This window comes from Streptomyces sp. NPDC023723, assembly GCF_040639815.1.
Classification (GTDB): Bacteria; Actinomycetota; Actinomycetes; order Streptomycetales; family Streptomycetaceae; genus Streptomyces.
Genome location: NZ_JBFAAP010000013.1, coordinates 84,551 through 110,825, shown reverse-complemented (window position 1 = coordinate 110,825; position 26,275 = coordinate 84,551). Strand labels below are relative to the sequence as shown.

Here is a 26,275-nt window from a genome sequence, read left to right as displayed (position 1 = left end):
CGGATGTCACCCCGGTACGGGCCCTGGCCTTTGGCCGTTCGGCTGCTAGGCCCGCTCCCCGGCCCGCGCCACCAGCTCCCGGCACCGCTCGACGTCCGCCGCCATCTGCTCCAGCAGGGCCTCCAGCGTGTCGAACTTCGCCTGGCCGCGGACGAAGGCCAGGAAGTCGACGGCGACGTGCAGCCCGTACAGGTCCAGGCCGACGCGGTCGATGGCGTACGCCTCCACCGTGCGCTCGGTGCCGTCGAACTGGGGGTTGGTGCCGACCGAGATCGCGGCCGGCATCGCCTCGCCGGCCGCGTGCAGCCAGCCCGCGTAGACGCCGTCGGCCGGGATGGCGGTGTGCGGGAGGGTCTCGACGTTGGCCGTGGGGAAGCCCAGTTCGCGGCCGCGCTGGGCGCCGCGGACGACGACGCCCTCGACGCGGTGCGGGCGGCCGAGGATCTCGGCGGCGCCGCGCATGTCGCCCTCGGCGACCAGGCGCCGGGTCAGGGTGGAGGAGAAGGGGTCGCCGCCGCCCGCCGCACCGGTCACGTACAGGTCGACGACCTCGACCTCGAAGTCGTAGACCCGGCCCTGTTCGGTGAGGAACTCGACGTTTCCGGCGGCCTTGTGGCCGAAGCGGAAGTTGGGGCCCTCGACGACCGCCTTGGCGTGCAGTCGGTCGACCAGTACCTTGACCACGAAGTCGGCCGGGGAGAGGTTCGAGAACTCCTTGGTGAAGGGGAGGATCAGGACGGCGTCCACCCCCAGCTCGGCGCAGAGTTCGGCGCGGCGGTGGTGCGGGGCCAGCAAGGGCGGGTGGCTGCCGGGGCGGACGACCTCGCTGGGGTGCGGGTCGAAGGTGACGACGACGGCCGGGACGCCGAGCGCCCGGGCCCGGTCCACCGCGTGCCGGATGATCAGCTGGTGCCCGCGGTGGACGCCGTCGTAGGAGCCGATGGTGACGACGCTGCGTCCCCAGTCCTCGGGGATGTCCTCCAAGCCACGCCAGCGCTGCACTGTGTCTGCTCCTTGTCGCAAACTCGTCGAGAACCCTGCCTCTTGTCGCAGGTCTAAGGGTGCCATGCCGCCCGCCCCGGGCCCGCATCGGCATGGAATGTGACCGGACGCACCCGGCCCGGTCCGCGCCTCATGCCGGGACGCCCAGGCCGGCCAGGCCCTCGACGGTCCGGCGGGCGTCGGGGCCGACCAGCGCCGACCACTCCTCGGGCGCCCCGGCCAGCCAGCCGGCCAGCCGGGCGGCGAAGCCGGGGACCTGCCGGGCGAGCGTGACCAGCGCGGTGTCGAAGCGGGCGACGCCCTCGGGAGTGCGGACCAGCCGGCGGCCGATGCGGCGGACCAGGGCCCGCAGTCCGTCGCCGGGTCCGTGGCCCGGCAGGACCGCGGCGCGCAGCAGTGCCTCCAGCACCGCGGGCTCGCGCTCGTGCTCCAGGAGGATGTCGCGGAGTTCTTCGCGCAGGGAGGCGCGGTACGTGCTGTCCGGGGCGCCGAGGACGGTGGCGAGCGCGCTGCGCAGCGGCTCCGGGCCACTCGCCAGCAGCCCGGTGACCAGCGGCAGGAGGGTGGCGCGGGCGGCCGCCGGGTCCTGGCCGAGCCGCCGGTCCAGGTATCCGGCGACCTGCCCGGCGGTCTCCGGGCGCTCCGCCACGGCGTCCGCCAGCACCTGGGCGACCCGGCCGGCCACCTCGGGCGTGGCCGCGTCGGCCAGCCGGCGCAGCGCTTCCCCGGCGTCCGGGGCGCGCAGCCGGGCCCGGAAGGCGTCGAGCACCGGCGCCGGATGGGTGGGCAGGGCGACGGCCAGCGCGCTCGGCGGGAGGTAGGGGTCGCCCGCCGCGAAGTGGCGCAGCGCCCGTTCCAGGTGGCGGTCGCGGCTGCTGGGGTCCTGCACCAGCAGGGCGAGGGCCGCGCCGTGCAGCGGGCTGTCGGCGGAGCGGACCAGCAGCGCGAGGGCGCCGTAGCGCAGCAGTTGGCGGTCGGTCTCGGTGCGCGCGTGCGGGGCGGCGCGCAGTCCGTAGGTCACGGCTGCCGCGCGCCGCGCGTGCCGCTCGTCGCGTGCCCACCGGTCGACGGCGCGGCACAGGGCGGACGGCTCCTCCTCGGCGAGCACGCCGAGCAGTTCGCCGGCCCGGTGGTGCGCGCTGTCCGCGAGCACCTCGACGAGGTCGTCCGGGGCGCGCCGGCGGTGGGTGTGCAGCAGCGCCTGCGCGGCGGTGGCCACGGTGGCGTGCGGGGCGGCGGGCAGCGGCCGTTCGTCGTCGAACCAGCGGACCAGCAGCGGCTGTACGGTCTCGGGGGCACCGGCGAGCAGGGCGGCGACCGTGTCGAGGTGCCGGGGGCCCGGCTCGTGCGGGGGCCCGTCGGCGCGGACGAGTCTGCGGAACAGGTCGAGACGGGTGGCTTCCGAGACCGGCAGCGCGGTCCAGAAGGCCGGTCCGAACTCGTGCGGTACCGGCCGCCCTTCCTCCCGCCGGGCCGCGACCGCGTCGGCGAGCCGCCGCAGCACGTCCGTGTACGGCACCGGATCGGGCACCCGGGCCAGTACCCCGGCGAGCAGCCGGGGGGTCCACCAGGAGTACGGGTCGGCGTCCAAGGCGCGGGTCAATTCCCTGAGCCGCTCGGTGAGTCGGGCCGTCCCGTGCTGGCGGGCCAGCAGCAGCAAGGCTTCGACGACGGGGCCGATGCGGTGGTGCGGCACGGGCGGCACCGGCGGCGGGGGCTCGTGCACCAGGGCGCGCAGGGCCTCGTCCAGGTCGAGGTGGAGGCCCTGGAGCCAGTCGGCGAGTTCCTCGTGCGCGAAGCGGTAGCCGTGGCCGGCGGGCACCAGGAGGCCCTCGGCGAGGACGGCGGACGCCCAGCCCGTCGCCCAGGGGAACACCACCTCGAACGACGCCCGGTCCAGCTCGCCCTGCCCCGGGGCGAGGATGCGCCGGGCGGCCTCGTGGACCTGGCCGGACACCTTCGCCGCGAGCCGCCGTACGGCACCGCCGCGCAGCCCGTTCTCAGTGGCCAGCCGGGTCGCGATGCGCAGGCAGACCAGGTCGAGGTGGGCCGCGAACACGTCGTCCCGGCGCAGCGGGGCGGGCTGTCCGCCGGTGCCGGTGGGGTCGTCCAGGGCCGCTCTGACCTCGGAGTACAGGCGGAGGGTGAGGGGGTGGCGGGCGTCGGCCGGTGCGAGCGCCCCGTCCGGGACCCGGAGCCGGGCCCGGGCCTGCCGCGCCTCGGCCTCGGTCAGGTCGCCGAGCGGGACGCGGGGCGGCGGGCTGCCGGGCGGGACGGTGGTGGGGGCGGGGTCCGGGACGGGGGCGTACAGCAGGTCGCGGGGGAACGCCGTACCCGCCCGCTCCCAGTACTCGCCCCGGCACGCCACGACCAGCCGGGTACCGGTCCGCCGCAGCCAGGCCGCCGTGCCCGCACTCCACTCGGACAGCCGCCGGTCCAGCCCGGCCGGCATCTCCTCGGGCCCGTCGAGCAGAACCAGCAGGGGCCGCCCGGCCTCCCGAGCGAGCCGAGCCAACCGCTCCGGACTGACGTCCCCCAGCCCGGCACCACTGGCATGGGCGGTGGGCGCCGGGGCGCCGGGGGGTGCCTCGGCATCGAGGGGGGTCGGGGCAGGTGGGGCGGTAAGGGCCTGGGGGGTTTCGCGGGCTTTGGGGACGGGTGGGGCCTCCGGAGCAACTGGGGCCGCTGAGACCGGTCCTTCCGTGCGTCGTGGGTTTAGCGGGCCTGCCACGCTCAGCGGGCCCCCTGGAGCTACCGAGTCTTCAAGGACTGCCCGGCCGACCGGACTTCCGGTGCCTTCCTGACCTGCTGGGCCCGCACCCCCACCCCCGTCCACCAAGTCCCAGTCCCCGGTGCCTCCACGCCCAGCCTCACCCCGGCCCGGCCCCACCCGCGCCCCGCCGAACCCGTTCAGCCCGTCCGGGCCCACCGCCGCGGCCACGATCCGGGCCGCCCGTTCCAGGGCCCGGCCTGCCGCGTCCGCCACGGACATGTCGTCGGCGCGCAGATCGGCTCCGCGCAGCCACAGGGTCGGAGCGGGCCGCGGGCCCCGGCCGCGGCGGTCGGCGAGGGCCGCCAGTTCCGTCGTACGACCGCTGCCGGGAGCGCCGACGAGACCGAGGACGTACGCCGTGCTCTCGGCGAACGCGGCGAACTCCCCTACCGTGGCCGCCCGTTCCACGGGCGGTGCCGCGAGTACGGCGCCGGTCCGGCCCACCGGGGCGCCCGCCGGGCGGTCCTGCCCGACGGAGGTCGCCGTCAGCTCCAGTACGCCCGCCGGATTGAGATCGGTGCCGTACGCCGGGACGGTCGCCGCGTTCTCGGCGAGCAGCTCGGCGAGCGGACCCGGAACGTGGGCGGGGCGGAGCGGCACGGCGAAGCCGAGGCCGCTGTGGCCGGAGCGCAGCGCGGTGCCGAGGACACCGAGCACGGCACCGGTGGTCGCGTCGAGCACCGGCCCGCCGGCCGCGCCCCCGCCCAGCCTGAGCGCGTCCCGGCCCAGGGTGCCGACCGCCAGTTCCAGCGCGGCGCCGATGAAGTGGAAGCCGTCGGTGGACGTGTACGTGACGTCGGCGATGCCGAGCACGCGTGCCTCGCGCCAGCCGCCGGCGGCGATGCGTACGTAGCTTCCGACGGCGGGTCCGTCGCCCGCCGTCAGCGGCAGCGGGGCCAGCCCGAGGCCCTCGGTGCGGACGAGGGCGAGGTTCAGACCGGGCAGCGGGACGACCGCGTCGGCGGTCACGGTGCAGCGCCGGTCGCGGGCGCCGTGCAGGACCAGCCGGGGCAGGCCGTCGACGGCCTCGTGACTGGTGACGACCGTGCCGTGGTGGTCGGCGACGAATCCCGTGCCGCGCGGGCGGCCGGCCAGGTCATGGATCCGGACCAGGGCGGGTCCGGCCGGGGCCGGCGGCGGACCGCCCGTACCCGGCGGTGGACCGCTCGCACCTCGCGGCGGCTCGGTCTTGGTCGGCGGTCCGCCCGCCGCCGGCACTGCGGCCCAGGACGGCACCCCGCTCCCCGTCGACCTCTCGCTCCCCGCTCCGTCACCGGGTGTCTCCCGGGACCGGTTCCGCGATGTCATCGTCGGACCTCCCCCGCCGTACGCCGTGCGCTGTCTCCGACGGTAGGCGGGTGATGATCAGCGGGACAGATCACGTGGCGAACGCGCCCCCTTGCGCTCCCCCGGTTCACTCCGAGCGCCTGCCCGGACGGGTGAACAAAGGGGGTGCCTTGGATACACCCTAGGAGGTGGGGGAACCGAGGGGGGACCGTGGAGCGGCGGCAAGGACGACCCCGTGTCCGCCGCTCCACGGGCGGCACGAACGCCCCCCGGCCGAACCGCCCTCAGCCGAAGACGGCCAGGCTCTTGGCCTTCCCCCGCTGCTCCTCGACCAGCGCGAGCAGGCCGCCGCCGGGGCCGAAGACGGCCACCGCGCCGGCGCCCGCGTACGTCTCGGGCATCTCCAGCCGTACGCCGTTCAGGAGCAGCCGGGCCCGCCGTTCGTCCACGTCCCAGCGCGGGAAGGCCGCGCCGGCGGCCGCGGCGACCGGCATGACCGTCAGTTCCTGCTGGAGCTGGTCCAGCGTCTTCGCCGCGTCCAGCCGGTACGGCCCGACCCGGGTGCGGCGCAGCGCGGTCAGATGGCCGCCGACGCCGAGGCCGGCGCCGAGGTCGCGGGCGAGCGCCCGGATGTACGTACCGGAGGAGCAGACCACCGACACCACCAGGTCGAGGACGGGGGTGCCGTCCTCGGCGGTGTCCGCGCGGACGTCGTAGACCGTGAAGGACGAGACGGTGACCGGGCGGGCCGGGATGTCGAACTCCTCGCCCTCGCGCGCCCGCTTGTAGGAGCGCACCCCGTTGATCTTGATGGCGCTGACCTTCGACGGCACCTGCATGATGGCGCCGGTCAGCTCGGCGATCCCGGCGTCGATCGCTTCCCGGGTGACCTTCGAGGCGTCGGCGCGCCCCGTGATCTCGCCCTCGGCGTCGTCGGTCAGGGTGGTCTGGCCGAGCCGGACGGTCCCCACGTACTCCTTCTCGGTGAGGGCGAGGTGCCCGAGCAGTTTCGTGGCCCGCTCCACGCCGAGCACCAGGACGCCCGTCGCCATCGGGTCGAGCGTGCCGGCGTGCCCGACGCGCCGGGTGCGGGCGATGCCGCGCATCTTGGCGACCACGTCGTGCGAAGTGAAGCCCGACGGCTTGTCGACGATGACAAGGCCGTCGGGCGTGGTGTGCTTGTCGGTCATTTAGCGGTGTCGTCCGTCTCGTCGGCCGCCTCGTCGCCCTCGTCGTCCTCGCCCGGCTTGCGGTACGGGTCCGCCTCGCCGGCGTAGCGGGCGCCCGCGGACACCTCGCGCACCTTGGCGTCGGACTGCCGGGCCTTGTCGAGGAGGTCCTCGATGTTCCTGGCGGTGTCCGGCAGGGCGTCCATGACGAAGGCGAGGGTCGGGGTGAACTTCACGCCCGCCGCCCTGCCGACCTCGGAGCGCAGGATGCCCTTGGCGCTCTCCAGGCCGGCCGCGGCGGCCGCCCGCTCCTCGTCGTCGCCGTAGACCGTGTAGAAGACGGTCGCCTCCCGGAGGTCACCCGTGACCCGGGTGTCCGTGATGGTGACGTGGGAGCCGAGCCGCGGGTCCTTGATCCCGCGCTGCAGCTTCTGGGCCACCACTTCCCGGATGAGGTCCGCCAGCCTCTTGGCCCGCGCGTTGTCGGCCACTGGTCCGTCTCCTTCGTAACTGTCCTGCTGCTTGCTTCAGTCTTCGTCGCTGTGGATTCTGCGTCGAACGGAGAGCAGTTCCACCTCGGGCCGCGCGGCGACCAGGCGCTCGCAGCGGTCCAGTACGTCGGTGAGGTGTCCCGTGTCCCCGGAGACCACCGCGAGCCCGATCTCGGACCGGCGGTGGAGGTTCTGGTTGTCCGTCTCGGCCGCGCTCACCGCGTACTTGCGCTGGAGCTCGGCCACGATCGGGCGGATGAGAGAGCGTTTCTCCTTCAGCGAGTGGACGTCGCCGAGGAGGAGGTCGAAGGACAGCGTCCCCACGTACATGTGTGATCCGGATGTCCCGCCGGTTCGGGGTACGGGCGCCGTGCTCGGACGCCGATACCGGAACCGTACACGCAACGGCCGGGGCCGATCGACGGAAATAAGTCCCGCCGATCGGCCCCGATCGCGTGCTGCGCCGGTCAGACGCGCGGCTTCTCGCGCATCTCGTACGTCGCGATGACGTCGTCGACCTTGATGTCGTTGAAGTTTCCGAGGTTGATACCGCCCTCGAAGCCTTCGCGGATCTCGGTGACGTCGTCCTTGAAGCGACGCAGACCCTCGATGTTGAGGTTCTCCGCGATGACCTTGCCATCGCGCAGGAGGCGCGCCTTGGTGTTGCGCTTGACCTCGCCGGAGCGGATGAGCACACCCGCGATGTTGCCCAGCTTGGACGAGCGGAAGACCTCGCGGATCTCCGCCGTGCCGAGCTCGACCTCTTCGTACTCCGGCTTGAGCATGCCCTTGAGGGCCGCCTCGATCTCCTCGATCGCCTGGTAGATGACCGAGTAGTACCGGACGTCCACGCCTTCGCGCTCGGCCATCTGCGCGGCACGCCCGGCGGCGCGCACGTTGAAGCCGATCACGATGGCGTCGGATCCCATCGCCAGGTCGATGTCGGACTCCGTGACCGCACCGACGCCGCGGTGCAGGACCCGGATGTCGACCTCTTCGCCGACGTCCAGCTGGAGCAGCGAGGACTCCAGCGCCTCGACGGAACCAGAAGCGTCACCCTTGATGATGAGGTTGAGCTGCTGGACCTCGCCGGCCTTGAGCACCTTGTCCAGGTCCTCCAGGGAGACCCGGCGGGTGCGCTTGGCGAACGCGGCGTTGCGCTCGCGGGCCGCGCGCTTCTCCGCGATCTGGCGGGCCGTACGGTCCTCCTCGACCACGATGAAGTTGTCGCCGGCGCCCGGGACGTTGGTCAGGCCGAGGACCTGGACCGGCGTCGAGGGACCCGCCTCCGGCACGTTGTTGCCGTTGTCGTCGAGCATGGCGCGGACCCGGCCGTAGGCGTCGCCCACCACCATCGTGTCGCCGACCCGCAGGGTGCCGCGCTGCACGAGCACCGTCGCCACGGCGCCGCGGCCGCGGTCGAGCCGGGACTCGATCGAGATGCCCTGCGCGTCCTGGTGCGGGTTGGCCCGCAGGTCGAGCGAGGCGTCCGCGGTCAGGATGACCGCTTCCAGCAGCGAGTCGATGTGCAGACCCTGCTTGGCGGAGATGTCGACGAACATGGTGTCGCCGCCGTACTCCTCGGCCACCAGGCCGTACTCGGTCAGCTGACCGCGCACCTTGGTCGGGTCGGCACCCTCGACGTCGATCTTGTTGACCGCGACGACGATCGGCACCTCGGCGGCCTTGGCGTGGTTGAGCGCCTCGACCGTCTGCGGCATGACGCCGTCGTTGGCGGCGACGACGAGGATCGCGATGTCCGTCGACCGGGCACCACGGGCACGCATGGCGGTGAACGCCTCGTGACCCGGGGTGTCGATGAAGGTGATCTTGCGCTCTTCGTCGTTGACCTCGGTCGCGACCTGGTAGGCACCGATGTGCTGGGTGATGCCGCCGGCCTCGCCCGCGATGACGTTGGTCTTGCGGATGGCGTCGAGCAGCCGGGTCTTGCCGTGGTCGACGTGACCCATGACGGTGACCACCGGCGGACGGACGACCAGGTCCTCCTCGGACCCCTCGTCCTCGCCGAACTCCAGGTCGAAGGACTCGAGAAGCTCGCGGTCCTCCTCCTCCGGGCTGACGATCTGAACCGTGTAGTTCATCTCGCCGGCGAGGAGCTGGAGCGTCTCGTCGGAGACGGACTGGGTGGCCGTGACCATCTCGCCGAGGTTCATCATGACCGCGACGAGCGACGCCGGGTTGGCGTTGATCTTCTCCGCGAAGTCGGTGAGCGAGGCACCGCGCGACAGGCGAATGGCCTCGCCGTTGCCGCGAGGCAGCATCACGCCGCCGACCGACGGGGCCTGCATGGCCTCGTACTCCTGGCGCCGCTGCCGCTTCGACTTGCGACCGCGCCGCGCCGGACCGCCGGGACGGCCGAAGGCGCCCTGCGTGCCACCACGGCCACCGGGACCGCCGGGACGGCCGCCGAAGCCGGGACGGCCACCGCCGCCGCCGAAGCCGCCGCCACCACCGGGACGACCGGCGAAACCGCCGCCGCCACCGGGACGACCGGCACCGCCGCCGCCACCGGGACCGCCGGGACGGCCGGCGAAGCCGCCGCCGCCCGGACGACCGCCGCCGCCGGGACGACCGGCACCGCCGGGACCGCGACCGCCGCCGGGGCCACCGCCGGGACGGGGTCCGGCCGCGGGACGCTGCGGCATCATGCCGGGGTTGGGACGCGGGCCGCCGCCGGGACGCGGACCGGCCGCGCCGCCCTGCGGACGGGGCATCGAGCCCGGGCTCGGACGGTTGCCGCCCGGAGCCTGCGGACGCGGACCGCCGCCCTGGCCGCCCGCGGCCTGCGGACGCGGACCACCGGCGGCGGGACCGCCGGGGCCGGGACGCGGGCCGCCGCCCTGCGGGCGCGGCGACTGCGGACGGGCCATACCGGCGTTGCCGCCGGAGGTGAAGGGGTTGTTGCCCGGACGCGGGCCGGACTGCCGGCCGCCGGGACGCGGCGCCGGAGCGCCGGGACGGGCACCGCCGGAGCGGCCCTGGCCGCCACCCTGCTGGCCCTGGCCCTGACCCTGCCCCTGGCCGGGACCGGAGGGCCGGGCGCCGGGACGGGGAGCGCCGGGACGGGCGCCGCCGGGCTTCGGCCCGGACGGGGCGGGGGCGGCGGGAGCCGCCGCCGCGGGCGGCGCGGTGAACTCGGGCGCGGCCGGAGCCGGACGCGGCGCGGGCTTGGGGCCCGGACGCGGGCCGGACGCCGACGGCGCGGGGGCCGAGGACGCGGCGGGGGCCGCGGGCGCCGAGGGTGCCGCGGGGGCCGACGGCTGCTGGGCGGCCGCGGGCTTGGGCGCGGCGGCCGGCTTCGGCGCGGCCGGACCCGGACGGGGGGCCGACTGCGCCGGGGAGGGCGCCGCGGGCCTGGGGGCTGCCTTGCGGGGCGCGCCGGGCTTGCCGGCGGACCGGCCGTTCCCGTTGCCCTGCTGGAAGGCGTCAGTCAGTTTGCGTACGACAGGCGCTTCGATCGTCGAAGACGCCGAACGGACGAATTCACCGAGTTCCTGGAGCTTGGCCATGACGACCTTGCTCTCGACACCGAACTCCTTGGCGAGTTCGTAGACCCGGACCTTAGCCACTTCGCTCCTTTGAGGTCCGGGTTGCGTCCGGACCGTCGCTAGTTCATGGGCGTACTCATCGCGTACTCATCGAGTGCTCATCGCAATCTCGACCTGCTTTCGACTCGCGAGGTACCAGGCCGCACGGGGTTCCGTACGGCACGTCTTACTGTGTCTGCTCGACGTACTGGCGCAACGCCTTTACGTCGAGCGGTCCCGGGACGCGCAGTGCCCTCGGGAACGCCCGGCGGCGTACCGCCTGGTCGAGACAGACCTGGGTGGGGTGAACGTACGCACCCCGGCCGGGCAGCGTACCGCGTGGATCGGGGGCGCATTCGCCTCCGACCGCCACGGTGCGCAGCAGTCCGGTCTTGGCCGCTCGCTCCCGGCACCCCACACAGGTGCGTTCAGGGCATGCACGAGCATGCGTCCGGCCAGACACCGCTAAGTCTACCTCCCCGCGACGACCTCACCCCTGTGGGGCAAGAATCGAACACTCGCCGCCCGGAACCTGTCGTGATCTCAGCGTCCGGGCGGCTTGGATCTATTCCCTCACTCGGACGGCTGCTGCTCGGTGTCCGGGCGGATGTCGATGCGCCAGCCGGTCAGCCGGGCGGCGAGCCGGGCGTTCTGGCCCTCCTTGCCGATGGCCAGCGACAGCTGGTAGTCCGGCACGGTCACCCGGGCGGAGCGGGCCGCCAGGTCGACGACCTCCACCTTGGTGACCCGGGCCGGCGAGAGCGCGTTCGCCACCATGTCGGCCGGGTCGTCCGACCAGTCCACGATGTCGATCTTCTCGCCGTTCAGCTCGCCCATCACGTTGCGGACCCGGCCGCCCATCGGGCCGATGCAGGCGCCCTTGGCGTTGAGTCCGGACCGGGTGGAGCGGACCGCGATCTTGGTGCGGTGGCCGGCCTCGCGGGCGATCGCGGCGATCTCGACGCTGCCGTCGGCGATCTCCGGGACCTCCAGCGCGAACAGCTTCTTCACCAGGTTCGGGTGGGTGCGGGAGAGGGTCACGGACGGGCCGCGCACGCCCTTGGCCACCCGGACCACGTAGGACCGCAGCCGGGTGCCGTGCGGGTAGGTCTCGCCGGGGACCTGCTCCTGCACCGGCAGGATGGCCTCCAGCCTGCCGATGTCGACCAGCACGTTCTTCGGGTCGCGGCCCTGCTGGACCACGCCGGTGACGATGTCGCCCTCGCGGCCGGCGTACTCGCCGAGCGTGGCGTCGTCCTCGGCGTCCCGCAGCCGCTGGAGGATGACCTGCTTGGCGGTGGTGGCGGCGATCCGGCCGAAGTCCGACGGGGTGTCGTCGAACTCGCGCGGCTGCTGCCCCTCCTCCAGGTCGTCCGGGTCCTCCTTCGCCCACACGGTCACATGACCGGAGTCCCGGTCGAGCCTGACGCGCGCGTGGCGGCGGCTTCCCTCGGTGCGGTGGTAGGCGATGAGGAGGGCCGACTCGATCGCCTCGACCAGCAGGTCGAAGGAGATCTCCTTCTCCCGCACCAAGCCCCGCAGGGCACTCATGTCGATGTCCACGGCTACGCCTCCTCCTCTTCTTCCTTCATGTCGTCCTTGTCCTGCTCGTCCCGCTCGCCCTGCTTGTCCTTGCGGTTGAACTCGACCTGGACCCGCGCCTTGGCGATGTCGTCGAAGGCGAGTCTGCGGGCGGTGGCCCTGCGGCCCTTCACGCCGGGTACTTCGAGGTCGAGTCCGTCGTCGTCCACGCCGAGGACGCGGGCGGTCAGCTCGCCGCCCGCGGTGAGCTGGAACCGCACCAGGCGGTCGACGGCGCGTACGTAGTGGCGGTGCTCGGTCAGGTCGCGCTCGGCGCCCGGGGTGCCCACTTCGAGGGTGTACTCCCCCTCGCCCATCGCGTCGCTCTCGTCGAGCTTCGCCGAGAGCGCGCGGCTCACATCGGCGATCGCGTCCAGATCCGCTCCGGCGTCGGAGTCGACGACGACGCGCAGCACACGCTTGCGTCCGACCGAGTCCACCGCGATCTCTTCCAGATCCAGACCCTGGGAGGCGACCAGCGGTTCCAGCAGGTGTCGCAGCCTCTCGCTCTGGGTGGTGCTCATCCGGGTGACTCCTCGGCCGCGTGTGCTGTTGTGGGATGGGTCGCGTGTCTGGTCAAAGGGTATCCGGTCGCGGAGGGTGTTGCCGTCCACCTGGGTGCGGCGGTGCCGCTGAGTGGTGCCGGGCGGCCGCCCGGGTACGGTGATCAAGGCGCGCCGTGCCGGGCGCCCGCCTCCCCTTCCCGCCGCTTTTCGTACGAGCCTGCCGAGGACGTCTGCCGTGTCGTCGTTGCCCTCATGGTCGCGCCCGCCGCGCCGTAGGAGTCTGCTTGCCACCGTCGCCGGAGCGGCGCTGCTGGCCGGCTGCACCGGTTCCGCCGATTCCGGCGGTCCGGACGCCACCTCCGAGGCGGCCGACCGGGCCCGCGCGCGGGCGGCCCGGGACAGTACGGAGCTGGCCGGGCGGTACGACGCCGTGCTCGCCGCGCATCCGGCGCTGGCGGCGCGGCTCGGTCCGCTGCGGGCGGAGGTGGTCCGGCACGCGGCGGCGTTCGGCGGGACCGGTACGGCGTCCCCGTCGGCCGCCGCCTCGCCGTCCGGTTCGGCGCGGGCCGCGGGACCGGACGGGGCGGCCGCCGACGCGGTACCGGCGGCCGAGCAGGACGCGCTGGCCCTGCTCGCCACCGCCGAGCGGAAGCTGTCCGACCGGCGGCTCGCGGCCCTGGGCGAGGTGCCGGGCGAACTGGCCCGGCTGCTGGCCTCGGTGGCCGCGGCGGGCTCGGCGCACGTGTATCTGCTGACGGAGGGCGACCGGTGAGCGACGAGTCCGAGAAGAAGCGGGAGCTCAAGGCGGTCCAGGCGGCCCTGGCCGCCGAGCACGCGGCGGTCTACGGCTACGGGGTGGTCGGCGGCCGGGTGGGAACGGACCGGCGTACCGAGGCACAGGCGGCGTACGACGCGCACCGGGCGCGGCGGGACGCGCTGGGGCGCGAGGTTCGCGACCTGGGGGCGACCCCGGTCGCCGCCCGAGCCGGGTACGCGCTGCCCTTCCCGGTGCCCGACGCGGCCGCGGCGGCGCGGCTGGCGGCGGAGCTGGAGGAGCGGGTGGCCGGGGTCTACTCGGACCTGGTGCGGGCGGCCGACGGGGACCGGCGCAGGGCGGCGGCCGAGGCGCTGCGGGAGGCGGCGGTCCGCGCGGTGCGCTGGCGCGGCGGGAGCGTAGCCTTCCCTGGGCTCGCCGAGCGGTCCGGCGCCGGGGCGGCGTCGGCGGCACCGACCGCCTGACACGCAGGGGGAACACCCGCACGGGAAGGGAACGGCTCGCGCATGGCTTTCGAACCGCCGCGGCGTCTGGTCAAGGCGCTCGGTGAGACGGCACCGGACGGTGACGCCTGGCTGGCCGGCCTGCCCGAGGCGGCTCGCCGGGCCGTCGCTCTACGCGGGTTGACCGTCGAGCGGGTGCAGGTGCCCGGCGGGCGCGGCAGCCTGGTGGTGCTGGTGCGGACCCCCGACGGGACGCCCGCGGTGCTGAAGCTGGCCCCGCCGCGGGCGCGGCCGGAGAGCGAGCGGGCGGCGCTGGCGCACTGGGCCGGCCGGGGCGCCGTACGGCTGCTGGAGCCGCCCGTGACCGAGGGCGTACTGCTGCTGGAGCGGCTGCACCCGGAGGTGTCGGTGCGGTCGCTGCCGGAGGCGCGGGCGCTGCTGGAGGCGGCGGGCACGCTGCGGCGGCTGTGGGTGGCGCCGCCCGCGGACCACCCCTTCGAGACGGTGGCCGGGCGGACCGGGCGGCAGGCGGCGGCGATGCGCGCGGGGGCCGGGGCCGACCCGCAGGCGGCGCCGCTGGTGGACGCGGCGCTGGCGGTCCGCGAGGAACTGCTGGCCGGGCCGCCGCAGGAGCGGCTGCTGCACGGCACGTTCCGGCAGAGCAAGGTGCTCGCCGGGGACCGGATGCCGTGGCTGGCGGTGGGCCCGGACCCGGTGGTGGGCGAGCCGGCCTTCGACCTGGCCCGGCTGGTCCGGGACCGGGTGGAGGACCTGATCGCCCAGCCGTCCGGGGCGTCGACGGTCCGCCGGCGGATCAAACGGCTCGCGGAGTCCCTGGAGGTCGACCGGGACCGGCTGCGCGGCTGGACCCTGTTCCGGGCCGTGGAGTCGGGGGTTCGGGCGGCCCGGGTGGGCCGGTCCCAGGACGCGGAGCTGCTGTTGGAGTTCGCGGGCTGGCTTTGAGGGGTGCCTCGGGTGGTGGGCGGGGTGCCTGCGGCGGCCCCTGGCCCGCCGGTGGGGGTGCGCGTAGCGCGTCGCGTGGTCTTGTGGGTCGGGGCCGGGCCGGGGGTGTCCGTCCTCGGAACGGCGCGGAATCGGTCTCCTACGGGGTGAACCGGGTTGACGCGCCAACCGCTGCGGGCGGACACCCCCGGCCCGTCCCCTTCCCGCCGCTCGCGGCTGTCCGCGCTCGGGAGTCCTGCGGTCAGTTGGTGAGGCGGGCGATGGCCTGCTCGACCGGGAGTTCCTCGCGCTCGCCGGTGCGGCGGTCCTTCAGTTCGACGACGCCCTCGGCGGAGCGGCGGCCGGCCACCAGGATCTGCGGTACGCCGATCAGCTCGGCGTCGGTGAACTTCACGCCCGGGGAGACCCCGGCCCGGTCGTCGACCAGGACCCGGACCCCGGCGGCGGCGAGCTGCTCGGAGATGTCCAGGGCCAGCTCGGTCTGGACGGCCTTGCCCGCGGCGACCACGTGCACGTCGGCCGGCGCGACCTCCTTGGACCACACCAGGCCCTTGTCGTCGGCGTGCTGCTCGGCGAGGGCGGCCACCGCGCGGGAGACGCCGATGCCGTAGGAGCCCATCGTCACCCGGACCGGCTTGCCGTTCTGGCCGAGGACGTCGAGCTTGAGGGCGTCGGCGTACTTGCGGCCGAGCTGGAAGATGTGGCCGATCTCGATGGCGCGGTCCAGCTTGAGGCCGGTGCCGCACTTGGGGCAGGGGTCGCCCTCCCGCACGACCACGACGTCGACGTACGCGTCGGCCTCGAAGTCGCGGCCCGCGACGACGTTCCTGGCGTGGGTGTGCTCCTTGTTGGCGCCGGTGATCCACGCGGTGCCGGGCGCGACCCGCGGGTCGGCGATGTAGGTGACCTTCTCGCCGAGGCCCTGCGGGCCGACGTAGCCGCGGACCAGGTCGGGGCGGCCGACGAAGTCCTCGGCGGTGACCAGTTCGACGGGCGCGGGCGCGAAGTGCGCCTCCACCTTGTCGAGGTCGACCTCGCGGTCGCCGGGCACGCCCACGGCGACGATCTCACCGTCGACCTTGACCAGCAGGTTCTTCAGGGTGGCGGAGGCGGGGACGCCGAGCGAGGCGGCGAGCGTCTCGATGGTGGGGGTGTCGGGGGTGGGGATCTCTTCGAGGGCGGGGACCTGTGCGGCGTCGACCGGCTTCAGTTCGAAGGTGATCGCCTCGGTGTTGGCGGCGTAGTCGCAGTTCGGGCAGTCGGCGAAGGTGTCCTCGCCGGCCTCGGCGGGGGCGAGGAACTCCTCCGACTTGGAGCCGCCCATCGCGCCGGCGGTCGCCGCGCAGATGCGGTAGTCCAGGCCGAGGCGCTCGAAGATCCGCTGGTAGGCGGCGCGGTGCAGGGCGTAGGACTCGGCGAGGCCCTCGTCGGCGGTGTCGAAGGAGTAGGAGTCCTTCATCAGGAACTCGCGGCCGCGCAGGATGCCGGCCCGGGGGCGGGCCTCGTCGCGGTACTTGTTGGCGATCTGGTAGAGGATCACGGGCAGGTCCTTGTAGGAGGACGCCTGGTCCTTCACCAGCAGGGTGAAGATCTCCTCGTGGGTGGGGCCGAGCAGGTAGTCGCCGCCCTTGCGGTCCTGGAGCCGGAACAGCTCGGGGCCGTACTCCTGCCAGCGGCCGGTCGCCTCGTAGGGCTCGCGGGGCAGCAGCGAGGGGAGCGTCACCTCCTGGGCGCCGATGGCGTCCATCTCCTCGCGGACGATGCGCTCCACGTTGGCGAGCACCTTCCTGCCGAGCGGCAGCCAGCTCCACAGGCCGGCGGCGGTGCGGCGGACGTAGCCGGCCCGGACCAGCAGCTTGTGGCTGAGGACCTCGGCGTCGGCCGGGTCGTCGCGCAGCGTCTTCGCCAACAACTTCGACATGCGCTGGACCGGTGCGTTCGCCATGGTTCTCGTGTCTCCTGCGAAGTAAGGGTGGTGACGAACGAGACTAGCCGGGCGGTCGCGAGGGGCGGAAATCGGTTATCGGCGGAGCAGCGGGAGGGGGGCGCCCATCACGGCGTACGGCTTGGGGGCGCTGGGGAAGAGGACCTGGCGGGCCAGGTCCTGGTAGCCGAGGGAGCGGTACAGGCCGCGGGCGGGGCTGTCGGTGTCGATCGCGGAGAGGATCGAGCGGGGTTCGGCGGCGCCGTCGGTGATGGTGGTGATCAGGGCGCGGCCCACGCCGAGGTTCTGGTGGGCGGGGTGGACGTGCAGTTCGGTGATGACGAAGGAGTCGTCCAGCCAGGCGTCGTTGCCCTGGGCGCGGAGGTAGGGCTCGACGATCGTGGACCACCAGTGGGCACGGTCGTTGGGCATGCCGTAGACGAAGCCGGCCAGGTGTCCGGCGGGGGTGATGGCGCCGAGGGCGCGGGCGCCGGGGTGGGTCATGTGGCGCAGGACGATCTGGCGGCGGACGGCGACCTCGTCGGGGCCGAGTCCGAAGGCGGCGGCTTGGACGGCCAGGGCCTCGTCGACGTGGGCGGCGAGGTCCAGGGGGCCGATCACTACGTCCATGCGGGGAGCCTACAGGGGGGTTCGTGTTGATTTCCGGGTGCGGGGGCGTCGTGGTTCCCGCCCGGGACGCGTTTCAGAACAGGACGCTCATGAAGGCGCCGACCTCCTGGAAACCCACCCTGCGGTAGGTCCGCCTGGCCGCCGTGTTGAAGTCGTTGACGTAGAGGCTGGCCGTGGGGGCGATGTCGGTGAGCGCGTAGCGCAGGACCGCGGCCATGCCGGGCGCGGCGCGGCCCTTGCCGCGGTGTTCGGGGGCGACCCAGACGCCCTGGATCTGGCAGGCCCGGTCGGTGGCGGCGCCGATCTCGGCCTTGAAGACGACCCGGCCGTCGGCGTCGAAGCGGGCGAAGGAGCGGCCGGCGCCGACGAGTTCGGCGACCCGGGCCTGGTAGAGGAGGCCGCCGTCGCCGGCCAGCGGGGAGATGCCGACCTCTTCGGTGAACATCGCCACACAGGCCGGCATGATCGCGTCCATCTCGTCCTTTCGGACCCGGCGGACGTGCGGGTCGGGGGCGATGTCGGCGGGCATCCGGTCGGTGACCATGAGCGGCTGGCGGCGCCGTACCTCGCGGGCCGGGCCCCAGTTGGGTTCGAGCAGCCGCCACAGCTGGGTGGTGGACTCGGCGGGGCCGACGATGGAGGAGCAGCGCCGGCCGGCCCGGCGGGCGCGGTCGGCGAAGGCGCGCACGGCGCGCGGGGTGGCGCAGATGGGGACCAGGTTGGCGCCCGCGTAGCACAGGGACGTCAGCATGCCGTCCTCGTACCAGCCCCACATCTCGCCGCCGAGCCGCCACGGGTCGAGACCGGCGACCTGCACCCGGGAGGTCACGAAGGCGTTCGTGACCGGCTCGCGGTCGAGGACGGCGAGCGCGGCGTTCAGGTCGCTCGGTTCGAGGACCCGGGAGGTGGTCTGCGTCAACACGTGCGGGGCCTCACCCTGGGGTCTGCTGATCTCCGCACTGTACCCGCGGAGGCTGAGCGGCGTCGCCCCGCGTTGTCGTTGCCGTTGCCTTGCCGGTGGCTGTCGGCTGCCGTGCCGTCTCCGGGGGCTGCCGCCCCCGGATCCCCGCTGTCGGCCCTGGACGGGCCTCGTCGTCAAACTCCCCCAGAGGGGGCACTCCCAGACGGGCTGACAGCAACCGGCCGGGCTGGTCGGTCCGACCCGCTCAGCCGGCCACCGCCACCGAGGGCTCCCCCGAAGCCACGCCGGCCGCCTCCATCTGTTCGGCCAGCTTCATGGCCTCCTCGATGAGGGTCTCGACGATCTTGGACTCGGGGACGGTCTTGATGACCTCGCCCTTGACGAAGATCTGGCCCTTGCCGTTGCCGGAGGCGACGCCGAGGTCGGCCTCGCGGGCCTCGCCGGGGCCATTGACGACACAGCCCATGACGGCGACGCGGAGCGGGACCTCCATGCCGGTGAGGCCGGCGGTGACCTCTTCGGCCAGCTTGTAGACGTCGACCTGGGCGCGGCCGCAGGACGGGCAGGAGACGATCTCCAGGCCGCGCTGGCGCAGGTTGAGCGACTCCAGGATCTGGTTGCCGACCTTGACCTCCTCGACCGGCGGGGCGGAGAGGGAGACCCGGATGGTGTCGCCGATGCCCTGGGAGAGCAGCGCGCCGAACGCGACGGCCGACTTGATGGTGCCCTGGAAGGCGGGGCCGGCCTCGGTGACGCCGAGGTGCAGCGGGTAGTCGCACTGGGCGGCGAGCTGCCGGTAGGCCTCGACCATGACGACCGGGTCGTTGTGCTTGACGGAGATCTTGATGTCCCGGAAGCCGTGCTCCTCGAAGAGCGACGCCTCCCACAGCGCGGACTCGGCCAGCGCCTCGGGGGTCGCCTTGCCGTACTTCTGGAGCAGGCGGCGGTCCAGCGAGCCCGCGTTCACGCCGATCCGGATCGGAGTGCCGTGGTCCTTGGCGGCCTGCGCGATCTCCTTGACCTTGTCGTCGAACTGCTTGATGTTGCCGGGGTTGACCCGGACCGCGGCGCAGCCGGCCTCGATGGCGGCGAAGACGTACTTGGGCTGGAAGTGGATGTCGGCGATGACCGGGATCTGCGACTTGCGCGCGATGACCGGCAGCGCGTCGGCGTCGTCCTGGGTGGGGCAGGCCACCCGGACGATCTGGCAGCCGGACGCGGTCAGCTCGGCGATCTGCTGGAGGGTGGCGCCGATGTCGGAGGTGCGGGTGGTGGTCATCGACTGCACCGACACGGGGGCGTCGCCGCCCACGGCCACCGAGCCGACCTGGATCTGCCGGCTCTTCCGGCGTTCGGCGAGCCTGGTCGGAACGGACGGCATGCCGAGAGAAATCGCAGTCATCTGCTGTGCAACCCCAAGTCGTGGATCAAGGTCCGGTCCCGTCAGCGGCGGGCTCCGATCATTCGAGATTACGGCACCGGGCTCGGGCCGGGCACATTCAGTCGCCGTAAACACACTCGAAGGAAGGCGGCCCGGCACAAGCGTGCCGGGCCGTCGTGAATGCTGGGTGGCTAGGAGATTTTCACCGGGTTCACCACGTCGGCGACCAGGACCAGCAGGGTGAAGCAGACGAAGACGCCCGCCACCACGTAGGCCACCGGCATGAGCTTCGCCACGTCGAACGGGCCGGGGTCGGGGCGGCGCAGCACCTTCGCCACGTTGCGGCGCAGCGCTTCCCACAGGGCGCCCGCGATGTGCCCGCCGTCCAGCGGGAGCAGCGGGAGCATGTTGAACAGGAAGAGCGAGAGGTTGAAGCCGGCGACCAGCATCACGGCCATGGCCAGCTGCTGGGTGGGCGGGATGTCCAGGGTGAAGATCTCGCCGCCGACCCGGGCGGCGCCGACCACGCCCATCGGGGAGTCGGGTTCGCGCGGTCCGTCGCCGAAGGCGGCGTCCCACAGGGCGGGGATCTTGCTGGGCAGGGCGGCGAGCGAGTCGACGGCGTCGCCGATCCGGTCGCCCATCCAGACCACGGAGTCGCCGAAGTCCTGCTTGACGATGCCGGTGGCGGCGCTGAAGCCGAGGAAGCCGGCGGTGACGTACTCGCCCTGGACGTAGCCGCCGCTGCCGTCCTTCTTGGCGACCTTGTTGGTGGCGATCTCGGCGTGCAGGGTGATGTCCTTGCCGTCCCGCTCGACGACCAGCGGGACGTCGGTGCCGGGGTTGGCGCGGATCAGGTCGGAGAGCTTCTCCCACTCGTCGGTGCGTACGCCGTCGAAGGAGACGATCTTGTCGCCGGCCTTGAGGCCGGCCGCGGCGGCCGGGGAGGGCGCGTCGGCGTCGGTGCACTTGTCGCGGTCCTCGCTCTGGGCGATGACGCACTGGGAGACCGAGCTGACGGTGGTGGTCTGCTGGGAGATGCCGAAGCCCATCAGGACGATGAGGAACAGCGCCACCGCGAGGATCAGGTTCATGAACGGGCCGCCGAACATGACGATGACCCGTTTCCACGGCTTACGGGTGTAGAAGAGGCGGTTCTCGTCGCCGGGCTGGAGTTCCTCGAAGGCGGCCGAGCGGGCGTCCTCGATCATGCCGCGCCAGGGTGAGGTGGAGCGGGCCTCCACCCTGCCGTCGGGGCCGGGCGGGAACATGCCGATCATGCGGATGTAGCCGCCGAACGGGATGGCCTTGATCCCGTACTCGGTCTCGCCCTTCTTGCGGGAGAAGATCGTCGGGCCGAAGCCGACCATGTACTGCGGCACCCGGATGCCGAACAGCTTGGCCCAGGACAGGTGGCCCAGCTCGTGCCACGCGATGGAGAACAGCAGGCCGACCGCGAAGACGACTATGCCGAGGATGAACATCAGGGTCGTCATGCACGGGCCTCCGCCGTCTGTGCCGCCAGTTCCCGGGCTCGGGTACGCGCCCAGGTCTCCGCTTCGAGGACGTCCGCGACGGTCAGGGAAGTTCCCGTCAGCGTTGTCGACGGGGCGCCGTGTTCGTCGACCACCCGCGTGACGGTCTCCATGATGCCCAGGAACGGCAGCGCGCCGGCGCGGAACGCCTCGACGCACTCCTCATTGGCGGCATTGAACACCGCGGGGGCGGTGCCCGCGAGCTCGCCGACCCGGCGGGCCAGGTTCACCGAGGGGAAGGCCGCGTTGTCGAGGGGGAAGAACTCCCAGGTGGACGCCTTGGTCCAGTCGAAGGTGGGGGCGGCGTCGGGAACGCGTTCGGGCCAGCCGAGACCGATGGCGATGGGGCCGCGCATGTCGGGCGGCGTCGCCTGGGCCAGCGTCGAGCCGTCGGTGAACTCCACCATCGAGTGGACGTAGGACTGGGGGTGGACGACGACCTCGATGCGGTCGAAGGGGATGTCGTAGAGGAGGTGCGCCTCGATGACCTCCAGGCCCTTGTTGACCAGGGTCGCGGAGTTGATGGTGATCACCGGGCCCATCGCCCAGGTGGGGTGGGCGAGGGCGTCGTCGACGGTGACGGCCGCGAGCTGTTCCCTGGTGCGGCCGCGGAACGGGCCGCCGGAGGCGGTGACGACCAGCTTGCGGACGTCGGCGCGGGTGCCGGCGGCCAGCGCCTGGAAGAGGGCGGCGTGCTCGGAGTCGACCGGGATGATCTGTCCGGGCTTGGCGAGCGCCTTGACCAGCGGGCCGCCGACGATGAGCGACTCCTTGTTGGCGAGCGCGAGGGTGTGGCCCGCCTCCAGGGCGGCCAGGGTGGGGGCGAGTCCGATGGAACCGGTGATGCCGTTCAGGACGGTGTGGCAGTCGGCGGCGGCGACCTCGGTGGCCGCGTCCGGTCCGGCGAGGATCCCGGGCAGCGGCTCCCCCGTCCCGTACTGCGCCCGCAGGGCCTCGCGCAGTGCCGGTACGGCGTCCTCGCGGGCCACCGCGACGGTCCGGACGCCCAGCCGGTACGCCTGCTCGGCGAGGAGGGCGACCCGGCCGCCGTTGGCGGACAGGGCGGTGACCCGGAAGCGGTCCGGGTTGCGCAGCACGAGATCGATGGCCTGGGTCCCGATCGACCCGGTGGAGCCGAGGATGACGATGTCCTTCGGGCCGTCTGTCGCCACGGGGTCGTAGACGAGGTGCGGGTCGGCGAGGGGGGCAGGGCTGTCGGTCATCCCCCCATTGTTGCCCCAACGGCTGTCGGAGCGGACAGCGCGTCCCCCGGGCGGGGGGCGCGCCGTCCGCCCGGGGCGCGTCTCACCTGATGGGACGGTGCACGTTCGTCCTCGTGCTCGGGCCCGGGGTCGCGTCGGCGATCCACGGGCCGTCGCCGGACGGGTCGACGACGCCGCGCTCCAGCCACTCGTAGGTGCCGGACAGGACGCCCTTGACCACCTTGCGGTCGAGGTCGTCGGTGTTGGTCCACAGCCGGCCGAAGAGTTCGTCGACCCGGATGCGGGCCTGCCGGCAGAAGACGTCGGCGAGCTGGTACGCCTCGCGGCCGTGCTCGCCGCGGGAGCGGAGCAGCTCGGCGCGGACGCAGGCGGCGCTCATGGCGAACAGTTCGGCGCCGATGTCGACGATCCGGCCGAGGAAGCCCTGCTTGGTCTCCATCCGGCCCTGCCAGCGGGACATGGCGTAGAAGGTGGAGCGGGCGAGTTTGCGGGCGGTGCGCTCCACGTGCCGCAGGTGGGGGGAGAGATCGATCTCATGCTTGAACTCGCCGTAAGCGGTGGGGAGTTGCCCAGGACCCGCGATCAGCTTGGGGAGCCACTTGGCGTAGAAGACACCGGCGTTCGCGCCCGCCCTCGCCTTGTCCGTGAGGGACTTGTCCGGGTCGATCAGGTCGCCGGCGACCGACAGGTGGGCGTCGACCGCCTCGCGCGCGATCAGCAGGTGCATGATCTCGGTGGAGCCCTCGAAGATGCGGTTGATGCGCAGGTCGCGCAGGACCTGTTCGGCGGGGACGGCGCGTTCGCCGCGGGCGGCGAGGGAGGCGGCCGTCTCGAAGCCGCGGCCGCCGCGGATCTGGACCAGTTCGTCGGCCATCAGACAGGCCATCTCGGAGCCGTAGAGCTTGGCGAGGGCGGCCTCGATGCGGATGTCGTTGCGGTCCTCGTCGGCCATCTGGGAGGAGAGGTCGAGGACGGCTTCGAGGGCGAAGGTGGTGGCGGCGATGAAGGAGATCTTCGCGCCGACCGCCTCGTGCAGCGCGACCGGCTTTCCCCACTGCTCGCGCACCGCCGACCACTCGCGGGCGATCTTCAGACACCACTTGCCGGCGCCGACGCACATCGCGGGCAGCGAGAGGCGGCCGGTGTTGAGGGTGGTGAGGGCGATCTTGAGGCCGGCGCCCTCGGGGCCGATCCGGTTCGCGGCGGGGACCCGGACCCGGTGGAAGCGGGTGACGCCGTTCTCCAGGCCGCGCAGGCCCATGAAGGCGTTGCGGTTCTCGACCGTGACGCCTTCGGTCGCGGTCTCGACGACGAACGCCGTGATGCCGCCCCGGTGTCCCTCCGACTTCGGCACCCGGGCCATGACGACGAGCAGGTCGGCGACGACGCCGTTGGTGGTCCACAGCTTCACACCGTCCAGGACGTAGTCCGCCCCGTCCGGTACGGCGGTGGTGGCGAGCCGGGCCGGGTCGGAGCCGACGTCCGGCTCGGTCAGCAGGAAGGCGGAGATGTCGGTGCGGGCGCAGCGCGGCAGGAACCGCTCCTTCTGCTCCGCGCTGCCGAACTGCTTCACCGGCTGCGGTACGCCGATCGACTGGTGGGCGGAGAGCAGCGCGCCGATCGCGGCGTTCGCGGAACCCACCAGGGCGAGCGCCTTGTTGTAGTACACCTGGGTCAGGCCCAGGCCGCCGTACTTGGTGTCGATCTTCATGCCGAAGGCGCCCAGTTCCTTCAGCCCGGCGATCACCTCGTCCGGGATGCGGGCGTCGCGTTCGATGACCGCGCCGTCGATCCGCGTCTCGCAGAAGTCGCGCAGCTCGGCGAGGAACTCCTCGCCGCGGCGGCTCGCCTCGGCGTCCGGGAGCGGGTGCGGGTGGATGAGGTCGAGGCGGAGGCGGCCGAGGAACAGTTCCTTGGCGAAGCTGGGTTTGCGCCAGTCCTGGTCGCGGGCCGCCTCGGCGACCCGGCGGGCCTCGTGTTCGGTGACGGTGGGTCGGGAGGAAGGGGTGGTCGGTGCGGACATGGGGCACCTCGCCGCGTCTCGGCACGTAAAGGAAGGTATGGGGCGATGGGTGGGGTGATGGGTGAGTGATGGGTGGGGTGACATGTGGGGGATGTACGTTACTGATCGGTGCTACTCGATCGTATGTACCCGATTCCGGACGTCCCGGCCACCCTTCGCGCGGCCATTCGGCCGATGAGCGGATGAGCGTACGATCGAGCGTCGAAGCGCTTCGACGACGGCTGCCGATGTATGGACACCCCGCTCTTCCTGGGGCTAGGGTCGGATCACCCTCGCCCCGCCCTGGTCCGATTCGCGCGCTTGTCGAAGCGCTTCACATCGCTTGGAGAGCTGGATGGTCACCCTTGCCGAGGTCGCCCAGCACGCCGGAGTGTCGGCGAGCACGGTGAGCTATGTGCTCAGTGGCAAGCGGTCCATCTCCACCACCACCCGGCAGCGGGTCGAGGAGAGCATCCGGCAGCTGGGGTACCACCCCAACGCCGGGGCCCGCGCGCTGGCCAGCAGCCGGTCGAACATCGTCGCGCTGATGATCCCGCTGCGCACCGACATGTACGTACCGGTGATGATGGAGATCGCCATCGCGGTGGCCACCACCGCGCGCACCCACGGCTACGACGTGCTGCTGCTCACCGGCGAGGAGGGCCCCGACGCGGTGCGCCGGGTCACCGGCAGCGGGCTGGCCGAGGCGATGATCGTCATGGACGTCGAACTCGACGACGAGCGGCTGCCGTTGCTGCGCGCCACCGGGCAGCCGTCCGTACTGATCGGGCTGCCCGCCGACACCTCCGGGCTGACCTGCGTCGACCTCGACTTCCGGGCCACCGGCGCGCTGTGCGTGGAGCATCTGGCCTCGCTGGGCCACCGGGACATCGCCGTCATAGGTGAGGCGCCGGCGGTGTACGAGCGGCACACCGGGTTCGCCGAGCGCACCCTGGAGGGGCTGCGGGCCCGGGCCCGGGAGCTGGGGCTGCGCCTGCTGCACCGGCCGTGCGAGGGCGGGTACGACGCGATGGCGCTGACCCTGTCCCGGATCTTCGACGAACGGCCCGGCACCACGGGGTTCGTGGTGCAGAACGAGGCGGCGGTCGAGCCGCTGCTCGCCCTGCTGCGGCAGCAGGGGCGGGCGGTGCCCGAGGACGTGTCGGTGGTGGCGGTCTGCCCCGAGCAGGTCGCCGCACAGGCGTCGGTGCGGCTGACCTCGGTCGCCGTCCCCGCCCAGGAGATGGGCCGGCACGCGGTGGAACAACTGGTCGCCAAGCTCGGCGGACGCGCCAGCGACGAGGTGGTGCTGCTGCCGCCGGAGCTGACGGTACGGGCGAGTACGGGGCCGGCCCCCGGCTGGACCGGCCCCTGACCCGGGGGTGCGGTGGGTCAACCGCCGCTGACCGTCAGGTTGTTGGTGACGAAGTCCAGACCGCCGGCCGACGAGGTGATCTCGTAGCCGAACTGCACGTCGCCGATGGTCTCGTTGCCCATCCAGCCCTTGGTGTCCTTGATCCACTTCAGCACCGGGAGGATGTTGACGGTGCCGGCGGTGGAGTCGGAGGTGCGCAGGAACGAGTACACCTCGTTGGCGCCGTTGTTGCCCTTGTAGACGTTCCAGGTGTGGCCGCCGAGGGTGGCGCTGCCCTGGGCGGTGCCGAGCGGGCCGACGGCGCCGTTGTAGTTGACCCAGAGCATGATCTCGTAGTCGTAGTCGGTGTCCCAGATGTCGTACGAGGTGTTGTACGCGCCGGACGACGGGACCGTGACGTTGTAGCTGCTGCTGAGCGAGGTCAGTGAGGTGATCGGCTTGTTGATCACCTTCTTGCTGTTCGGGTAGGACTTGATGCCGCCGGTGCCCGGGTGGTCGGCCCAGACTCCCCAGTTGGTGCCGGAGTTGGCCCAGACGCACTGGCTGCCGGCGCCGGAGCCCCAGATGTTGTTGTAGAGGATGTAGCCGTTCAGGGTGGTGTTGCCCCACTGGTCGCAGGAGTTCCAGACGGCGGCCTCGGCGGGGGCGGCGGCCAGGCCGACGGTGGCGCCGAGGGCGAGCGCGGGGGCCAGCAGGGCCCTGGGGAGTCCGCGGGGGATGCTGCGTAGTGCCATGGTCGTCCCTT

General features: G+C 73.1%; 21 protein-coding genes. 4 read left to right on the top strand and 17 right to left on the bottom strand.

The features are described from left to right. Window positions 1-45: 45 nt before the first annotated feature. From AB0G32_RS17110 to rimP, 9 genes are all read right to left on the bottom strand, one after another. On the bottom strand, window positions 46-1,002 hold the full coding sequence (locus AB0G32_RS17110) for a bifunctional riboflavin kinase/FAD synthetase (RefSeq protein WP_361163335.1): 957 nt from the start codon (window positions 1,000-1,002) through the stop codon (window positions 46-48). Window positions 1,003-1,132: 130 nt separating this feature from the next. Then, entirely contained in the window at window positions 1,133-4,888 is a 3,756-nt protein-coding gene (locus AB0G32_RS17105) for a trypsin-like peptidase domain-containing protein (protein WP_361163443.1), read from the bottom strand. Window positions 4,889-5,346: 458 nt separating this feature from the next. Next, window positions 5,347-6,252: a tRNA pseudouridine(55) synthase TruB gene (gene truB, locus AB0G32_RS17100; protein ID WP_361163333.1), complete on the bottom strand. Its 906-nt coding sequence runs from the start codon at window positions 6,250-6,252 to the stop codon at window positions 5,347-5,349. Beyond that, window positions 6,249-6,722, bottom strand: coding sequence for a 30S ribosome-binding factor RbfA (rbfA, locus tag AB0G32_RS17095; protein ID WP_361163331.1), 474 nt, complete (start codon window positions 6,720-6,722; stop codon window positions 6,249-6,251). Before rbfA ends, truB begins: the two co-directional genes overlap by 4 nt. Window positions 6,723-6,758: 36 nt before the next feature. Continuing rightward, window positions 6,759-7,052 (bottom strand): DUF503 domain-containing protein, encoded by a 294-nt coding sequence (locus AB0G32_RS17090; protein ID WP_361163329.1) that lies wholly within the window; start codon window positions 7,050-7,052, stop codon window positions 6,759-6,761. Between the two features lie 137 nt (window positions 7,053-7,189). Further along, window positions 7,190-10,312, bottom strand: coding sequence for a translation initiation factor IF-2 (infB, locus tag AB0G32_RS17085; RefSeq protein WP_361163327.1), 3,123 nt, complete (start codon window positions 10,310-10,312; stop codon window positions 7,190-7,192). A gap of 145 nt (window positions 10,313-10,457) precedes the next feature. Further along, on the bottom strand, window positions 10,458-10,733 hold the full coding sequence (locus AB0G32_RS17080; RefSeq protein ID WP_361163325.1) for a YlxR family protein: 276 nt from the start codon (window positions 10,731-10,733) through the stop codon (window positions 10,458-10,460). A 110-nt stretch (window positions 10,734-10,843) separates the two neighbouring features. Then, window positions 10,844-11,833 (bottom strand): transcription termination factor NusA, encoded by a 990-nt coding sequence (gene nusA, locus AB0G32_RS17075; RefSeq protein WP_361163323.1) that lies wholly within the window; start codon window positions 11,831-11,833, stop codon window positions 10,844-10,846. A 2-nt stretch (window positions 11,834-11,835) separates the two neighbouring features. Then, on the bottom strand, window positions 11,836-12,375 hold the full coding sequence (gene rimP, locus AB0G32_RS17070; RefSeq protein ID WP_361163321.1) for a ribosome maturation factor RimP: 540 nt from the start codon (window positions 12,373-12,375) through the stop codon (window positions 11,836-11,838). A 217-nt stretch (window positions 12,376-12,592) separates the two neighbouring features. Between rimP and AB0G32_RS17065 the strand changes: the two genes are divergently transcribed. The 3 genes from AB0G32_RS17065 to AB0G32_RS17055 are packed head-to-tail and all read left to right on the top strand — an operon-like array spanning window position 12,593 to window position 14,538. Beyond that, window positions 12,593-13,129 (top strand): hypothetical protein, encoded by a 537-nt coding sequence (locus tag AB0G32_RS17065; protein ID WP_361163319.1) that lies wholly within the window; start codon window positions 12,593-12,595, stop codon window positions 13,127-13,129. Further along, the gene (locus AB0G32_RS17060; RefSeq protein ID WP_361163317.1) at window positions 13,126-13,596 is read left to right on the top strand and encodes a DUF4439 domain-containing protein; all 471 of its coding nucleotides are present in this window, start codon (window positions 13,126-13,128) and stop codon (window positions 13,594-13,596) included. Before AB0G32_RS17065 ends, AB0G32_RS17060 begins: the two co-directional genes overlap by 4 nt. 42 nt (window positions 13,597-13,638) lie before the next feature. Then, window positions 13,639-14,538 (top strand): aminoglycoside phosphotransferase family protein, encoded by a 900-nt coding sequence (locus AB0G32_RS17055; RefSeq protein WP_361163315.1) that lies wholly within the window; start codon window positions 13,639-13,641, stop codon window positions 14,536-14,538. A gap of 241 nt (window positions 14,539-14,779) precedes the next feature. Here AB0G32_RS17055 and AB0G32_RS17050 read toward each other — a convergent pair whose 3' ends face one another. From AB0G32_RS17050 to AB0G32_RS17020, 7 genes are all read right to left on the bottom strand, one after another. Further along, window positions 14,780-16,483: a proline--tRNA ligase gene (locus tag AB0G32_RS17050; protein WP_361163313.1), complete on the bottom strand. Its 1,704-nt coding sequence runs from the start codon at window positions 16,481-16,483 to the stop codon at window positions 14,780-14,782. A 75-nt stretch (window positions 16,484-16,558) separates the two neighbouring features. Continuing rightward, complete coding sequence (locus AB0G32_RS17045; RefSeq protein ID WP_361163311.1) at window positions 16,559-17,092, bottom strand: GNAT family N-acetyltransferase; 534 nt, start codon at window positions 17,090-17,092, stop codon at window positions 16,559-16,561. A 73-nt stretch (window positions 17,093-17,165) separates the two neighbouring features. Beyond that, window positions 17,166-18,014: a GNAT family N-acetyltransferase gene (locus AB0G32_RS17040; RefSeq protein WP_361163309.1), complete on the bottom strand. Its 849-nt coding sequence runs from the start codon at window positions 18,012-18,014 to the stop codon at window positions 17,166-17,168. A 244-nt stretch (window positions 18,015-18,258) separates the two neighbouring features. Next, on the bottom strand, window positions 18,259-19,416 hold the full coding sequence (gene ispG / locus AB0G32_RS17035) for a flavodoxin-dependent (E)-4-hydroxy-3-methylbut-2-enyl-diphosphate synthase (protein WP_361163307.1): 1,158 nt from the start codon (window positions 19,414-19,416) through the stop codon (window positions 18,259-18,261). Window positions 19,417-19,586: 170 nt separating this feature from the next. Then, window positions 19,587-20,879: a site-2 protease family protein gene (locus AB0G32_RS17030; RefSeq protein WP_361163441.1), complete on the bottom strand. Its 1,293-nt coding sequence runs from the start codon at window positions 20,877-20,879 to the stop codon at window positions 19,587-19,589. 8 nt (window positions 20,880-20,887) lie between these two features. After that, window positions 20,888-22,153: a 1-deoxy-D-xylulose-5-phosphate reductoisomerase gene (dxr, locus tag AB0G32_RS17025; protein WP_361163305.1), complete on the bottom strand. Its 1,266-nt coding sequence runs from the start codon at window positions 22,151-22,153 to the stop codon at window positions 20,888-20,890. Window positions 22,154-22,235: 82 nt separating this feature from the next. After that, a complete protein-coding gene (locus AB0G32_RS17020) occupies window positions 22,236-24,176 on the bottom strand; it encodes an acyl-CoA dehydrogenase family protein (RefSeq protein ID WP_361163303.1) in 1,941 nt (646 codons plus the stop codon). Between the two features lie 334 nt (window positions 24,177-24,510). Between AB0G32_RS17020 and AB0G32_RS17015 the strand changes: the two genes are divergently transcribed. Beyond that, window positions 24,511-25,530 (top strand): LacI family DNA-binding transcriptional regulator, encoded by a 1,020-nt coding sequence (locus AB0G32_RS17015; RefSeq protein WP_361163301.1) that lies wholly within the window; start codon window positions 24,511-24,513, stop codon window positions 25,528-25,530. 17 nt (window positions 25,531-25,547) lie between these two features. Here the strand turns inward: AB0G32_RS17015 and AB0G32_RS17010 are convergent, their stop codons facing one another. Then, window positions 25,548-26,264 (bottom strand): hypothetical protein, encoded by a 717-nt coding sequence (locus tag AB0G32_RS17010; RefSeq protein ID WP_361163299.1) that lies wholly within the window; start codon window positions 26,262-26,264, stop codon window positions 25,548-25,550. Window positions 26,265-26,275 lie beyond the last annotated feature (11 nt).

Bases quoted from the DNA above. Each gene is read 5' to 3' on its own strand.
- truB (WP_361163333.1), bottom strand. From the start codon at position 6,252: ATGACCGACAAGCACACCACGCCCGACGGCCTTGTCATCGTCGACAAG.
- AB0G32_RS17090 (WP_361163329.1), bottom strand. From the start codon at position 7,052: ATGTACGTGGGGACGCTGTCCTTCGACCTCCTCCTCGGCGACGTCCAC.
- rimP (WP_361163321.1), bottom strand. From the start codon at position 12,375: ATGAGCACCACCCAGAGCGAGAGGCTGCGACACCTGCTGGAACCGCTG.
- AB0G32_RS17055 (WP_361163315.1), top strand. From the start codon at position 13,639: ATGGCTTTCGAACCGCCGCGGCGTCTGGTCAAGGCGCTCGGTGAGACG.
- AB0G32_RS17050 (WP_361163313.1), bottom strand. From the start codon at position 16,483: ATGGCGAACGCACCGGTCCAGCGCATGTCGAAGTTGTTGGCGAAGACG.
- AB0G32_RS17045 (WP_361163311.1), bottom strand. From the start codon at position 17,092: ATGGACGTAGTGATCGGCCCCCTGGACCTCGCCGCCCACGTCGACGAG.
- ispG (WP_361163307.1), bottom strand. From the start codon at position 19,416: ATGACTGCGATTTCTCTCGGCATGCCGTCCGTTCCGACCAGGCTCGCC.
- AB0G32_RS17030 (WP_361163441.1), bottom strand. From the start codon at position 20,879: ATGTTCATCCTCGGCATAGTCGTCTTCGCGGTCGGCCTGCTGTTCTCC.
- dxr (WP_361163305.1), bottom strand. From the start codon at position 22,153: ATGACCGACAGCCCTGCCCCCCTCGCCGACCCGCACCTCGTCTACGAC.
- AB0G32_RS17020 (WP_361163303.1), bottom strand. From the start codon at position 24,176: ATGTCCGCACCGACCACCCCTTCCTCCCGACCCACCGTCACCGAACAC.
- AB0G32_RS17015 (WP_361163301.1), top strand. From the start codon at position 24,511: ATGGTCACCCTTGCCGAGGTCGCCCAGCACGCCGGAGTGTCGGCGAGC.
- AB0G32_RS17010 (WP_361163299.1), bottom strand. From the start codon at position 26,264: ATGGCACTACGCAGCATCCCCCGCGGACTCCCCAGGGCCCTGCTGGCC.